At 70.5% G+C, this 14,009-nt stretch carries 13 protein-coding genes; 5 read left to right on the top strand and 8 right to left on the bottom strand.

Annotated features, from left to right (window positions below):
* Positions 1 to 212: 212 nt before the first annotated feature.
* Positions 213 to 1,865, bottom strand: a complete 1,653-nt coding sequence (gene ettA, locus ACFQUV_RS04905; protein WP_111386646.1) for an energy-dependent translational throttle protein EttA — start codon at positions 1,863 to 1,865, stop codon at positions 213 to 215.
* A 469-nt stretch (positions 1,866 to 2,334) separates the two neighbouring features.
* On the opposite strand from ettA, the gene ACFQUV_RS04900 reads away from it, so the two are divergent.
* From ACFQUV_RS04900 to ACFQUV_RS04880, 5 genes are all read left to right on the top strand, one after another.
* The gene (locus ACFQUV_RS04900) at positions 2,335 to 2,553 is read left to right on the top strand and encodes a hypothetical protein (RefSeq protein WP_129611443.1); all 219 of its coding nucleotides are present in this window, start codon (positions 2,335 to 2,337) and stop codon (positions 2,551 to 2,553) included.
* A gap of 146 nt (positions 2,554 to 2,699) precedes the next feature.
* Positions 2,700 to 3,659 (top strand): D-2-hydroxyacid dehydrogenase family protein, encoded by a 960-nt coding sequence (locus ACFQUV_RS04895; RefSeq protein WP_129611442.1) that lies wholly within the window; start codon positions 2,700 to 2,702, stop codon positions 3,657 to 3,659.
* A 338-nt stretch (positions 3,660 to 3,997) separates the two neighbouring features.
* Positions 3,998 to 5,011, top strand: coding sequence for a caspase family protein (locus ACFQUV_RS04890; protein WP_165364171.1), 1,014 nt, complete (start codon positions 3,998 to 4,000; stop codon positions 5,009 to 5,011).
* Between the two features lie 217 nt (positions 5,012 to 5,228).
* Complete coding sequence (locus ACFQUV_RS04885; protein ID WP_129611440.1) at positions 5,229 to 5,651, top strand: DUF6481 family protein; 423 nt, start codon at positions 5,229 to 5,231, stop codon at positions 5,649 to 5,651.
* Between the two features lie 512 nt (positions 5,652 to 6,163).
* A complete protein-coding gene (locus ACFQUV_RS04880; protein WP_129611439.1) occupies positions 6,164 to 6,511 on the top strand; it encodes a hypothetical protein in 348 nt (115 codons plus the stop codon).
* Between the two features lie 82 nt (positions 6,512 to 6,593).
* Here ACFQUV_RS04880 and ACFQUV_RS04875 read toward each other — a convergent pair whose 3' ends face one another.
* From ACFQUV_RS04875 to nosZ, 7 genes are all read right to left on the bottom strand, one after another.
* Positions 6,594 to 6,953, bottom strand: coding sequence for a hypothetical protein (locus ACFQUV_RS04875; RefSeq protein WP_129611438.1), 360 nt, complete (start codon positions 6,951 to 6,953; stop codon positions 6,594 to 6,596).
* A gap of 272 nt (positions 6,954 to 7,225) precedes the next feature.
* Positions 7,226 to 8,266 (bottom strand): FAD:protein FMN transferase, encoded by a 1,041-nt coding sequence (locus ACFQUV_RS04870; RefSeq protein WP_244601756.1) that lies wholly within the window; start codon positions 8,264 to 8,266, stop codon positions 7,226 to 7,228.
* Positions 8,241 to 8,822 (bottom strand): nitrous oxide reductase accessory protein NosL, encoded by a 582-nt coding sequence (locus ACFQUV_RS04865; RefSeq protein ID WP_129611437.1) that lies wholly within the window; start codon positions 8,820 to 8,822, stop codon positions 8,241 to 8,243. The genes ACFQUV_RS04870 and ACFQUV_RS04865 overlap by 26 nt, the downstream gene beginning before the upstream one ends.
* A gap of 2 nt (positions 8,823 to 8,824) precedes the next feature.
* Positions 8,825 to 9,652 (bottom strand): ABC transporter permease, encoded by an 828-nt coding sequence (locus ACFQUV_RS04860; RefSeq protein ID WP_111386167.1) that lies wholly within the window; start codon positions 9,650 to 9,652, stop codon positions 8,825 to 8,827.
* Positions 9,649 to 10,587: an ABC transporter ATP-binding protein gene (locus tag ACFQUV_RS04855; RefSeq protein ID WP_129611436.1), complete on the bottom strand. Its 939-nt coding sequence runs from the start codon at positions 10,585 to 10,587 to the stop codon at positions 9,649 to 9,651. Before ACFQUV_RS04855 ends, ACFQUV_RS04860 begins: the two co-directional genes overlap by 4 nt.
* Positions 10,584 to 12,041: a nitrous oxide reductase family maturation protein NosD gene (locus tag ACFQUV_RS04850; protein ID WP_165364172.1), complete on the bottom strand. Its 1,458-nt coding sequence runs from the start codon at positions 12,039 to 12,041 to the stop codon at positions 10,584 to 10,586. Before ACFQUV_RS04850 ends, ACFQUV_RS04855 begins: the two co-directional genes overlap by 4 nt.
* Positions 12,041 to 13,987 carry a TAT-dependent nitrous-oxide reductase gene (gene nosZ / locus ACFQUV_RS04845; protein WP_129611435.1) on the bottom strand — a complete coding sequence of 649 codons (1,947 nt, stop codon included), beginning with the start codon at positions 13,985 to 13,987 and terminating at the stop codon, positions 12,041 to 12,043. The genes ACFQUV_RS04850 and nosZ overlap by 1 nt, the downstream gene beginning before the upstream one ends.
* Positions 13,988 to 14,009: the final 22 nt, after the last annotated feature.

Raw genomic sequence — 14,009 nt, 5'->3', positions numbered from 1 at the left:
GGCGGCCGCATGACGGTCCGATGGACGCATCGCCGCAGGTGGGCGTTCGAAGCGATGGCGAGCAGCGCCCTGGCCGGCGCCGGCCGCCCACCCTGCCGAGGTGACACGAGCCCCGCCCGTCGCGCCCGGTGGCCGGCCGCCCACCGGACGACGACCGACCGGACGACGACCGACCGGGCGAGGACCGCCCCGGACGGAGCCGGGGCGCGCCGTCAGCGCGAGAACTTCTTGTACTTGAGGCGATGCGGGATGATCGAGTCGGTGCCGAGCCGCCGCATCTTGTCCGTCTCGTAGTCCTGGAAGTTGCCCTCGAACCACTCGACGTGGCTGTCGCCCTCGAAGGCCAGGATGTGGGTGGCGATGCGGTCGAGGAACCAGCGATCGTGGCTGATGATCACGGCGCAGCCGGCGAAGTCCTCCAGCGCCTCCTCCAGCGCCCGCAGGGTGTCGACGTCGAGATCGTTGGTCGGCTCGTCGAGCAGCAGCACGTTGGCGCCCGACTTGAGCATCTTGGCGAGATGCACGCGGTTGCGCTCGCCGCCCGACAGGTTGCCGACCTTCTTCTGCTGGTCGGCGCCCTTGAAGTTGAAGGCGCCGCAATAGGCGCGGCTGTTGACCTCGCGCTTGCCCAGCATCAGCACGTCGAGGCCGCCGGACAGCTCCTCCCACACGGTCTTCTTGGGATCGAGCGAGTCGCGCGACTGGTCGACATAGCCGAGCTTGACCGACTCGCCGATCTCGATGGTGCCGGCGTCGGGCTGCTCCTGGCCGGTGATCATGCGGAACAGCGTCGTCTTGCCGGCGCCGTTGGGGCCGATCACGCCGACGATGCCGCCCGGCGGCAGCTTGAAGGTGAGGCCGTCGATCAGCAGCTTGTCGCCGAACGCTTTCGACAGGTTCTCGAACGCGATGACGTTCTGGCCGAGCCGCTCGGCCACCGGGATGACGATCTGGGCGGTCTGCGGCGCCTTCTCGTTGGCCTTGGCGAGCAGCTCCTCGTAGCGCTGATAGCGCGCCTTGGACTTGGCCTGCCGCGCCTTGGGCGAGGCCGCGATCCACTCCTGCTCGCGCGCCAGCGTCTTCTGGCGGGTCTCCTCCTCGCGGCCCTCCTGCTCCAGGCGCTTCTGCTTCTGCTTGAGCCAGGACGAGTAGTTGCCCTCGTAGGGGATGCCGCGGCCGCGATCGAGTTCGAGAATCCAGCCGGTCACGTTGTCGAGGAAGTAGCGGTCGTGGGTGACGATCAGGATGGCACCCGGATAGCTGCGCAGATGGCCTTCCAGCCAGTTCACCGTCTCGGCGTCGAGATGGTTGGTGGGCTCGTCGAGCAGCAGCAGCTCGGGCTGCTCCAGCAGCAGCCGGCACAGCGCGACGCGGCGCCGCTCGCCGCCCGAGAGCTTCTCCACGCCCCAGTCGTCGGGCGGGCAGCCGAGCGCGTCCATGGCCTGCTCGACCTGCGAGTCGAGGTCCCACAGGTTCTGGCTGTCGATCTTGTCCTGGAGCGCGGCGGCCTCCTCGGCGGTGTCGTCCGAGTAGTCCATCATCAGCGCGTTGTAGCGGTCGATGATCGCCTTCTTGGCGGCGACGCCAAGCATGACGTTCTCGCGCACCGTCAGGTCCGGATCGAGCTGCGGCTCCTGCGGCAGGTAGCCGACGCGGGCGCCCTCCGCCACCCAGCCGTCGCCGGTGTAGTCCTTGTCGATGCCGGCCATGATGCGCAGAAGCGTCGACTTGCCGGCGCCGTTGACGCCGAGCACACCGATCTTGGCGTCCGGGTAGAAGGACAGGTGAATGTTGTCGAGCACCTTGCGGTTGCCCGGATAGGTCTTGGACAGACCTTGCATGTGGTAGATGAACTGCCGGGCCATCGCGGCTCGCCCTCGTCTCGGGTTGTCGGGATTCGTGGCTGATGTAGCGACCGCCGCGGTTCAGGGCAAGGCGGCGGTCTGCCGGGACGGTCCCCGGGCCGCCCGTGGCACAGCCTCGCGCCCCGCCGGCCCGGCGGCCCCGCCGAACGCCCCTGCCCGAGCGTGATCCACCTCACGAACGGACCTCGCCGCCCCCCGCACCAATCGACAAGTCCGGATCGGAGTAACGGTCGTGTCGTCGCCATCACCCGTCACGTCTAGTCTTTGCGGCTCGGCCGGTATTCTGTGCCGATGCGGACGGAAAGCCGGGGTCGACTGTAACCGTCCGGTAACGGTGCCCCACGAAGTCGCACTCAGCCCGGAAAATGAACGCAGTTTTAACGATTATGGCCGAGAAAAAGCTCTACAGCGGTCCATGAATGCGCCGTCCGCACGCCGGATCAGGATCGCCCCAACCGTGGAGCGTGTCATGAACGCCTCCAGTTCCTCGGGTCCCTCGCTCACCACCACGCTCGTGTCGGTGGCGCGATCGATCCTGTCCGACCTCTTCCACCCCTATCGCCCCGAGCGCCACTACATGCGCGGTCCCGGGCCGAAATGGCGCGAGAAGAACCTGGTCAACATCGTGGTGATCCGCCCCGACCGCAGCATGCGGTCGACGCCCGCCCGCATCCGCATCCGGATCTGACAGGAAGGCCCGGCGACCGACCGCGCGGTCCGCGACCGGCCGCGCGCCCCCTTCGGTGCGCCACGCGAACGAATTCCCTTGCTCCCCGGCCGACCTCGCGATAGCGCGGTTCCTCCTGCCGACGCCCTGCCAGGGAGCCCCGTCCCATGCGCCGCCGCTGCGCCGTCCTCGACGACTATCAGAAGGTGGCGCTGACCAGTGCCGATTGGTCGGCGGTCATGGCCGACGTCGACGTCACGGTGTTCGATACGCCGTTCGCATCCGCCGCCGATGCCGCCCGGGCGCTGGCGCCGTTCGACATCGTCTGCGCCATGCGCGAGCGCACGCCGTTCCCGCCCGAGCTGATCGCGGCATTGCCGAATCTGAAGTTGCTGATCACCACCGGCATGGCCAACAGCGCCATCGATGTTCCGGCGGCGCGGGCGCGCGGCGTCACGGTCTGCGGCACCGGCGCCGTCGGCACCCCCACGGCCGGCATCGTGTTCGGGCTGATCCTGGAGCTGACCCGCCGGATTGGCTACGAGAACGCCCGCATGAAGGCTGGCGCCGCCCTCCAGGAGACCATCGGCGACGACATCGAGGGCAAGACCCTCGGGATTCTCGGCCTCGGCAAGCTCGGCACCCGGGTCGCCGCCATCGCCCGGGCCTTCGGCCTGTCGGTCGTCGCCTGGAGCCAGAACCTCACCGCCGAGACAGCGGCCGCCGCCGGCGCCACCCGGGTCGACCGCGACGCGCTGTTCGCGGAGAGCGACATCCTCACCCTGCATGTCCGCCTGTCGGAGCGCACGCGCGGCCTCGTCGGCGCCCGCGAGATCGGCCTGATGAAGCCGTCCGCGCTGCTGATCAACACGGCGCGCGGCCCGATCGTCGACGAGGCGGCGCTGGTCGCGGCGCTGCGCGACGGCCGCATCGCCGGCGCCGGGCTCGACGTCTACGACGTCGAGCCGCTGCCGGTCGACCATCCGTTCCGGTCGCTCGCCAACGTGGTGACCACCCCGCATCTCGGCTACGTCACCCGCCAGAACTACGCGCGCTACTTCGGCGACACCGTGGAGAATATCCGCGCCTTCCTGGACGGGGCGCCGGTCCGCGTGCTGGGCGGCTGAGCGCGGCGCGAGTTCTTGCTGCATCGCGATAAGGCGCCCTCGCCGGGCGCTCTGCTCATCGTTTCGGCAAGATACCGGCGCGACGGAGCCGAGCGGCCCAGACCTGTCGTCGCGCTCCATCGAACAGATCAGACACGCTTCTGAAGAATGTCTGCCGCTCTCGATTTCGTGAACGCAATTTAACGATCCTATACTTTCATCGACCCGAGGCCATCGTCACCTCTTCTTCGTGATATCGCTCGCCCCGCATGCCGCAATCCTGCCGGATTTTGGAAGAGCTTGCCTTGCCGGCTCTTTGTCTGTATGGGGTCGCACCATCGCACGGACGCGGAGGATGCATGCGGACAGTGAAATTCGCCGGGGCGGCGGCGCTCGCCTGCGTGGGCCTGACGCTGGTCTCGGCGGAGCTGATCCGGACCGCGGTCGGCCAGCAGCTCCAATCCGCCCGTCTCGATTCCACCCGTCTCGACTCCGCCCGTGTCGATTCCGCCCAGCCCGCCGCCACCCGGGTGGCGCTCGCATCGGGCCATGCCGCCGGCCCGAACGGTGACCGTGGCGCCACCGCCGAGGCGCTGGCGCGGCCCGTGAACGGCTCGCCCGGCCAGGGCCTCGTCGAGGGCACGGCCGAGCAGGCCGGCCCGCGGCTCGCCCTGGTGATCGGCAACGCGGCTTATCCGGATGGTGATGCGCCCCTGGCGGCAGCGGTCGCCGATGCCCGGATGGTCGCCGACACCCTGCGCCGACGCGGCTTCGACGTCGAGCTGGGCGAGAATCTCAGCAAGCCGGCGATGGAGCGCGCCGTCGAGCGGTTCCAGGGCAAGCTGGTGCCCGGCGCCACCGCGCTCCTGTACTACAGCGGCCACGGCGCCCAGATCGGCCGCGAGAGCTTCCTGATCCCGGTCTCCGCCCAGATCTGGCGGCCCGAGGATGTCCGCCGCGACGCCGTGAGCCTGGAGCCGCTGGTCGCCGAGATGAGCGCCCGCGGCGCCGCTCGCAAGCTGGTGGTCGTCGACGCCGCCCGCCGCAATCCGTTCGAACGCCGCCTGCGCGGCTTCTCGTCCGGCCTCGCCCCGATCGCCGGGCCGGAAGGCACGCTGGTCCTCTACGCGGTGGCGCCCGGCAAGGTCGCCGACCAGACCGGCGACGGCCCCAGCGTCTTCGCCCGCGAGCTGGTCGCCCAGCTCGGCGCCGCCGGGCTGACGGTCGAGCAGGCGTTCAACCGCACGCGGCTCGCGGTCGCCCGCGCCACGGGCGGCGCCCAGGTACCGGCCGTGTTCTCGGCCATGACGGACGAGTTCTCCTTCGATCCGCCGGCCGAGCAGCCGGCCCCGACCCGCCAGAGCGCCCGCTGAGCCCGACGGTACGCTGAGCCGCCCGCGTGGCGCCCTTGGCTCCCGCGGACGGCGAGACCGCCGCACCGCATTGCGGACCATCCTTTCGCCTTTGAATTGTTGATGCGGATCGCGGAGGAGCCTATATGGGCGCCATCCCCGCGAACTATCCTCGTGGCCGGAGGGCGTCGCGCGACGCCCCGGGGACCGGCCGTCGCCCGATGTCACCGGAGATCGAATGGGCCGCTTCAAGGACAACGACCTGGAGGACCGCCGCGGCAATGCGGTCGCCGCCAAGAAGGCGCTTCTGGATAAATTTCGCACCGCGACGGCCGATCCGGCGCTGGAGCAGCGACGGGCCGCCCTGGAGGCCGAGCGGCTCGCCCGCAAGGCCGAACGCGACGCCGTACGGGCGAAGCGCGAGGCGGAGGCTGCCGAGAAGGCCCGCATCGCCGCCGAGGCGGCCGAGAAGGCCCGCCGCGAGGCCGAGGAGATCGCCGCCCGCGAGGCGGCCGAGCGAGCCGAGCGCGAGGCGCTGGAAGCCGCCGAGGCCGCCGAGGCCGAGGCCGCCCTCAAGGCGGCTCAGAAGGCCGCCCGCGACGCCCGCTATGCGGCCCGCAAGGCGGCCAAGAAGGAGCGCCGGAAGGGCGGCGGCTACTGACCCGGGTGGCGCCACCGGCCGGTGGCGGCCCCGCCGATCGAGACCGGCCCACGGCCGGGCTCGCCCGGAGCGATCGGCGCGACGCGCCGGGACATCCACTTGCGCGACGCATCAGGGCGGTCCGCCGTGGGCACGGCTCGCCGCGCCCGCGGCCCACATGACAGTGGACAGCCGCCCGGCCCGGCCGCCTTTTCTTGACGCTTCTCGTCGAATCGCGCGGTCATCCGAGGTACGATGAGGTGCGGCGTGGCCGTTGGTCGCGCGCGGGTGATTATTCCGCCCGGCAGCCGCAGACGTTCGCGTCTAATTTGGATTGTCGATTTTGGACCATGCGATGACCCGATCCGCCGATCGACGTCCGCCGTCTCCGGCGGGCTGGCGGCCCGCCTGGTCGTCCCGCATGGTCGCCCCGCCCGGTCACCCCGCCGCTGCCGACCTCCCGCCTGCATCCCGACGCGCCGTCCTCGCGGCGGAGCGTCACGCCATCGCCGATCGCGCACCAGGAGTGTTCCATGTCCGATCCCATCACGCCGAAGCCCACGCCCTCCGTCGAGCCGTCGTCCGCAGCGCCCGCCGATCCGGTCCTCGGCCCGCGCCCCGGTGAGACGCCGCGCAGCGCCGGTCTCGGCACCTCCGGCCCCGGCAGCTCCGGCGGCAGCACGCCGCCGCGCCGCGAGCCGCCGACCACCATCGTCGACAAGGCCATCGAGACGATCAAGGCCTACGCCCAGTATGTGTGGGCCGACATGCGGGTGCTGCTCGTCGAGATCAAGGCGCCGTTCGTGAAGTTCGCCACCAAGCAGAAGAACTTCCTGATCGGCCTGGTGATCTTCATCCTGCTGCTGCTCTGGCTGTTCTGATCCTCGCCGTCGCAGCCACACGATCGTCGGCGCGCCACCGCGCGCCGACCTGCCGTCGCCCGCGCAGCTCCGAATTGGACGCTCAGCGGCGCCGGAAGCCCTCGCGGATCGAGTCCATCCGGTTGGTGCCGCCACTGCCCCAGGCCGGCGGCGTCTCGTCGATCTCGCACACCGCGCTGCCGATCGGCACGATGATCCCGCTGTCGTTGTCGAACTGCATCTCCGGACAGCGGCCGTCACGGCCCGGCGCCAGCCGGATCGACCCGACATGGCTCACCTGCCGCTCGACCGGCGCGGTGGAGAGGAGCTGACGGATCGGCCCGTCGAAGGTGCGATCGGCGATCGTCGCCATCGCCATCATCACGACGAACGCGACGCAGATCAGCACCACCCGGCGAGCCTGAGCGGCTTTCTTCGCGACGGGCGGACTGCGCCTCGGCATGGCGATCGGATTCCCTGATACGAGATCCGGCTGATCGACGCGGCGGTCATTCCAGACGCCGCGAAGCGGCTGTCCCGAATCCAGCCGAGAGCTCGACGCTTGCCGCTGGATTCCGGGTTCGCGGCTTCGCCGCGCCCCGGAATGACGGCGACCTGATCACCCGGACGCGCTACGAGACCACGCCTCAGCTTCGAGACCAGCCGTCAACAGGCGGTTAACCGCGGCCGCGGCCGAACGTCGCCCGCCCTGCTGCGCGCCGCCGCCGGCGCGCGTCAGGCGATCCGCGCGACACCCGGGCAAGCCGCGAGCACCGCCGCGATTCCCGGCTCGTCCATCAGGCCGAAGGCGGTGGAGAGCGCATCCGCGGTCGTCGCATCGTCGGCCGTCACGGTGACGCGGCGAGTCGGGCCGGCGCAGCCGCCGCTGCGGGGGTCGAGCAGATGGTTGCAGCGCCCCGCGGGATCGAAGCGGAAGCCCGCCGCCGCCGAGGTCGCCACCGCCCGGTCGACGACGTCGATCACTTGCCGCGGCATCGCCGCGCGCGGCGTCGCCGTGTCGCTCCCCTCCGCCGGCTCGATGGCGACGCGCCAGGGTCGGCGCCCGGGCCGATCGCCGATCGCCCGGATCTCGCCCATGTCGACCAGCGCATGCGAGAGGCCCGCGTCGCGGAGCAGCGCGACGACGCGATCGGTGACGAAGCCCTGGGCGATGCCGTTGAGCGTCAGCGCCATGCCGCGCCGCGCGAAGGCGATGCGGTCACGGCCGTGGCGCAGCCCGTCCCAACCGACCCGCTCCAGCGCCTCGTGCAGCACGGCGGCGGGCGGCGGGCCGGCCTGCGGTCCGTTCGTCGCGAAATGATCCGCATAGCACCGCCACAGGGGTTGCACGGTCGGATCGAAGACGCCGCCGGTGAGGCGAACGACGTCGTCGCAGCGCGCCAGCAGCGTCACCAGCTCGGGCGGCGGCGCCACCAGCGTGCCGGTGCGGTTCAGCTCCGCCACCGCCGAATCGTCGCGATAGAGGCTGAACACCGCTTCGAGCCGGCGCATCTCGGCGACCGACGCGGCGACCAGCCGCTCGGCCACGGCGCGGTCCGGATGATGAATCCGCAGGCTCGCCACGGCGCCAAGCGCGATGCCGGTCCAGGTGACCGGCGCAAGGTCTTCCGGCACGCCATCGCCTGGTCGGCCGACGCCGGACCACGCCGGCCGCGGCAGCAGGGCGACGCCGGCGACGGCGGCCGCGATGGCGAGCACCCGACGACGGGTCGGCCGGGCCAGCGGGACATCAATGCGCATGGGCACGGCTTCCATCGGTCACTCCTGCGGGCGGCAGGCCGGCCTGCGGCGCTTCGGTCGCGGCGCCTTCGGCGGCCTCGCCCAGCACATAGTCGCGCGGGATCTCGGCGAAGGCGACGACGCGGCCGCCGTTCTCGCCCACGAACCGCTCGGCGGCGGCCCGCGTCGCGAACGGCACCGTCTCGGGCGCCCCCATGCCGCCGCGCTGGCGGCTGCCGATCACGAACACCGCCTTGCGGGCCTCGACCCAGTTGTCGGCCCCCGGGCTGTCCCAGCTCGGCGCCCGCCCCATGTCGGAGACGTAGACGGCGCGGATGTCGCGCGGCTCGTCGGGCATCATCGTGAAGGCGACGGCGTCGCGGGCCGAGGAGAACCACACCGGGTCGATGCGGCTGTCGAGCAGGATCTGCGCCTTCGGCCCCGGATGCTCCAGCACGTTCATGCCGCAGTAGCGCCCGATCGCCGCGGCGGTGAGCGCCTGCGGGGGCGGCGGCGGCGCAGCGGCGCGCTCGTTGCAGCCGGCGAGCGCGAGCACGATCAGCGGGGCGGCGGCGAGAACGAGACGGCGCATCGTCACAGCTCCCTGCGGGCGAACAGAAGGGTGGCGATACCGAGCGGCACCGCGACCCAGGCGGCGAGCGCGGCGACCAGCACGGCCGGACCGAGCGACACCGTGCCGCCGAGCCCCGCCATGCCGGAGAACAGGCTGACATTGGCGAAGCCGGTGAGATTGAGCAGGCGATAGACGTCGGTGGGATTGAACAGCAGCGCCGTTTCCACGGCGCCGGCGCCGATGCGGGCGCCCTGGTCGGCGACCAGGAGACCGAGCAGCGCCAGGTCGAAGACGACGACGAACACCAGCCACAGGCAGATCGCCACCGCGGCCGCCGCCGCCCGGCTGCGGGCGAGCGCACTGGCGCAGCTTCCGATCGCCACGAAGGCGGCGCCGAGCAGAACCGAGGCCCCCGTCATGGCCGCGAAGGCTTGCCAGCTCTGGCGGTCCACCTCGGCGGTCGCCAGCACGGCGAGCGCCGCCGCCCCGAAGCCGATCAGCGTGGCGATCGCCAGCACGGCGAGATGGCCGAGAAACTTGCCCAGCACGATCTGCCAGCGCGCCACCGGATAGGTGAGCAGCAGCAGCATGGTGCCGCGCTCGATCTCGCCCACCAGGGCATCGTGCGAGATCAGCAGCGCGATCAGCGGCAGCAGCAGGATGCCGAGGCTCGACAGCGACACCACGACGATATCGAGGGGGGCGACGCCCACCGTGCCGGTCGGCGTCGCGCCCACCAGCGTCAGGCTGAGCGCGAGCGCGCCGAGCAGCAAGGTGGCGGCGACGACCCAGCGGTTGCGCACCGACTCCAGCAGCTCCTTGCCGGCGATGACGACGAGGCTTCTCATCGCAGACCCTCCCGATCCTGCCCGCGCGCCAGGAAGTGGGCGTACAGCTCGTCCACGGTGGGCACCGCGACCTCGACGTCGCGGATCGCGCCCTCCCCGGCGGCGACGCGGCGTAGCAACGCCATCTTGTCGTCCGGCGCGCAGGTGAGATCGAAGGCGTGACCGTTGACCCGGGCGCCCTCGCGGCGCAGCCAGTCGGGCGCCGTGGCCGGCTCCTCGACGGTGACGCGCACCCGGATCGGCAGCCGCGCCAGGCGGCGCAGCTCGGCGAGCGAGCCGCTCGCCAGCACGCGGCCGCGATCGAGGATGACGACGCGATCGGCGACGCCTTCGAGCTCGCTCAGCGCGTGCGTCGAGATCAGCACGCCGGCGCCGTCGCGGGCGAGGCTTCGCACCAGGCCGTAGAGGCTGCCGCGCAGCGCCGGATCGAGGCCGGAGGTCGGCTCGTCGAGCAGCAGCAGCGCCGGCTGCGCCAGCAGGGCCTGGGCGAGGCCGAGCCGCTGGCGCATGCCCTTCGACCAGGTGCCGACGCGGCGGTCGGCCGCCTCGGCGAGCCCGACGACGCCGAGCAGGCGGTCGACCTCGCCGGCCGGCTCGCCCTTGAGCCGCGCATAGAAGCCCAGCAGCTCGCGCCCGGTGAGCGCCGGGTTGAAGGCGACGTTCTCGGGCAGGAAGCCGATGTGGCGCCGTGCCGCCGGATCGCGCGCCGCCGGATCGGCGCCGAGCACCGCGACGCGGCCGGCGCTCGGCCGGATCAGCCCGAGCATCAGCTTCATCAGCGTGGTCTTGCCGGCGCCGTTGTGGCCGACGAGCGCGACGCACTCGCCGGCCTGCGCCGCCAGCGACACGTCGCGCACCGCCTCGACCGGCCCGTAGCGCTTGGCGACCGCGACGACATCGACGATGCGCCCGCCGGCCGTTCTCTCCGTGCTCATGGCATCCTCGTGGGAACCGGCCCGGTGCCGGCGCGTCCATCGGTCGCGACGGAGCCCGTCGCGGCGGAGCCGCCGGCGGCCGCCTCCACCGGGGGCTTCATCAACGGCCGGCTGTCGACGACGCCGCCCGGATAGAGCGCCGGAAACTGCGACTGCGCCCAGCGCAGCATCTGCACGGCCGGGCTGGCGACCAGGATCTTGGCGGCCGGCGCCGTCCACAGCACCTTGTCGACGACGTCGTTCGGCCGATAGGCGGTGTCGGCGATGCCGTCGCCGTCGAGATCGAAGCCGGGATTGTCGCTCCAGTGATTGCCGCGACCGTCCTTCGACCAGTCGAGCGCGCGGGTGCCGACATACTTGACCTGATGACGGTTGCGCACGAAGGCGTTGCCGACGATCTCGTTGCGCTCCGAGCCCGCCGTGAAGTGGATGCCGATCTCGCAGCCCTCGAAGTGGTTGCCGTTGAAGCGGTTGGCGTTGGCGTTGTAGATGAACACGCATTTCTCCGGCCCGGCGCGCCGTACCAGCCCCGAGCTCTCCCGTGCGCGCGCCAGCATGGCGGAGTGCTGGTCGTCCTCGGCGGCAATCTCGGTGCCAGCCGCGATGGGGCCGCCCAGCACCACATTGCCCGTGATGGTCGAGCCGTTGGCGTAGTTGAACAACAGGCCGTGGTCGCGGTCGCGTTCGGAGCGGTTGTCCGTGATGGTCAGCCGCTTGGAGAACATCACGGCGTAGCCCACGTGATTGCCGATGGAGACGTTGCGCGCCACTGTGCTGTCGTCGGCGTACATGTAGTGGACGCCGAAGCGCAGATCCCGAAACACGTTGTCGGAAAACTCGTTGCCCCGGCTGGTGACGACGAAGACGCCGTCGCGGCCATGGCGAATGTCGTTGCCCACGATGCGGGCGCCCGGCGCGTTCCACACCGAGACGCCGTTGCCGGCCTCGCTGGTGCGGCCGCCACGACGGCCGATGATCACGTTCCGCTCCACCACCGCCTCGGCGGCGCCGTGCACATAGACGCCGAACAGATTGTCCTCGATGCGGTTCTCCGCGACGCGGGCGCGCAGCGCTGTCCGCGCCAGGAACACGGCGGAGTCCATCCGTTCGAGGCTGCTGCCGGACCCGCGCAGCGTAAGCCCGGTGACCACCACGTCCGCCGCCGTGACAGTGACCGTGTTACCTTCCCCGCTGCCCTCCAGCACGACGCCAGGCTCGCCCCGCAGCGTGAGCGGCACGGCGATCTGCACGGGACCGCGGTGAGCCCCCCGCCGCAGCAACACGGTATCGCCGAGGCCCGCCCGGTCGATCGCAGCCTGCACGTCGTCGCCGGCCTCGACCGCCAGCGTCGCCGCCCGCGCGGGGCGGTGGTGATCCGCCCCGGCGAGGAGGGTCGCGACGGCGGTCGAGAGAACCGCCGCCGCGACCGTCATGCGATGATGGAGATCAGCCATCATGCGTTGCGGGGGTGCACGAGCATGCGCCCCTTCATCTCCATGTGCATGGCGTGACAGAACCACGAGCAGTAGTACCAGTACACGCCGGGCCGCGACGCCGTGAACGTCACCGAGGCGGTGGCCTGCGGCGCCACCTCCATGTTGATGCCGTAGTTGACGATGGCGAAGCCGTGGGTGAGGTCCTCGATATCGTCGACATTGGTGATGTAGACGGTGACCTGGTCGCCCTGATTGACCTCGAAGAAGTCGAGCGCGAAAGCGGGCGCCGACGAGGTCATGTAGACGCGCACCACGTTGCCGTCGCGAACCACCTTCGAGTCGCGTTCGAGCTTGACGCCGTCCGCCTCGGCCTGCTTGCGGGCGTCCTCGAAGAACGGATCGTCACGCTTCCAGACGTGCAGCGGATTGACCTTGGAGCGATGCACGATGGTGGCGTCGTGCGGCTCGGCGAAGCTCGGGCCGTCGTGGACGATCACCATGCGATCGCCCGAGATGTCGATGAGCTGGTCGTTCTCGGGCTTCAGCGGACCCGCGTTGAGGAACCGATCCTTCGAGAACTTGTTGAGCGAGATGAGCCACTTGCCGTCCGCCTCCTTGGTCTGGCCCATGGAGGTGTGGTTGTGGCCCGGCTGATAGTGGACGTCGAGCTTCTGGATGATCGGGTTGACCTTCTCGCCCTGGAAGGCGCGGCGCGCCGCCTCGATGTTCCACTTGACGATCTGGCTGTCGATGAACAGCGTCGTGTAGGCATTGCCCTTGCCGTCGTAGGCCGTGTGCAGCGGGCCGAGGCCGAGCTCGGGCTCCGCCACCACGGTGTCGCGCGGCTTGATCTTGTCGTCGAATAGGTCGTCGAACCGACGCACGTCGAACACCGTCACGGTCGGCGACAGCTTGCCGTTGGCGACGACGTGAATGCCGTCGGGCGCCGTGTTGATGCCGTGCGGGCCGTTGGCCACCGGAACGTAGCGGGTGTAGGGCGAGCCCTTGCGGCCGTCGATCATCGGCACGCCGCCCATCTCCTTGAAGTCGCCCTTGCGGACCGCCTCCTCGATGCGCTTGAGGTTGAAGATGACGATCCAGTCCTGCTCGTTCGCCGTCATCTCGGCGAGCGTGACACCCTTCTCGGAGTTGTAGCAGGTCGAGAAGGCGTACTTGCCCTGATAGTCGGCATCGACGTTGTCGAGATTGCCGTCGACCATCACCTGCCAGGCGACCTTCATGGTGTCGCCGTCGATCGCCGTGAAGATCGAATGGTACTGCTTCGGATCGTTGAGCACCTTGCCGTCGTTCGGGACCGGCACACCGTCCTCGCCGTTGGCGAAGACATAGCCGGTGCGGGGATACTTCTGCACCCGCAACCCGTGCACGGTATGCTGGTTCGGAAGCTGGATGATCTTGTCGCACTTCATCACGTCGCAGCGCACCCGCGCCACGCGCGTGTTCGCCTTGTCGTTCATGTAGAGATAGCGACCGTCGTAGGTGCCCTCCGTGAACGACATGTGCGGATGGTGCAGATCGCCGTTCAGATAGGTGCCGCCCGTCGCCTTGAGGAACTCGCGTGTCTCGGGCGTCAGCCCCTCGGTCAGCACCTTGAGGCTCTCGTTGGTCTGCCCCCAGCCGGTCGCGCTGCACCGATTGAACACCGGCACCCGCATCAGCTCGCGCATCGACGGCAGGCCGACGATGCGCATCTCGCCGGTCTGGCCCGAGGAGAAGAACACATAGTACTCGTCGAGCTCGCCCGGTTTCACCTCGTACTTCGCCGGGCCGCGCGGCGCCGGCGCCTGGGCGGGCGCCCGGGTCTGTGCCTCGGCCGGGCCGACTCCGGTGCTCAGGCCGGCGCCGGTCGCGGCACCAGCCACGCCGGCGACGGTCGCGACCGCACCCGTCCTGATCAAGTCACGGCGATTGAAGGTGCTGCTGCTGGTGTCGTCGGCACTCATGGCGTCTCCTCCGATACGACGA

Origin of the sequence: Rhodoplanes sp. P11 (assembly GCF_964266735.1) — a bacterium.
Taxonomy (GTDB): Bacteria; Pseudomonadota; Alphaproteobacteria; order Rhizobiales; family Xanthobacteraceae; genus Rhodoplanes; species Rhodoplanes serenus.
Note: the sequence above shows the minus strand (reverse complement) of the source record. Positions and strands in the feature narration are given on the sequence as shown.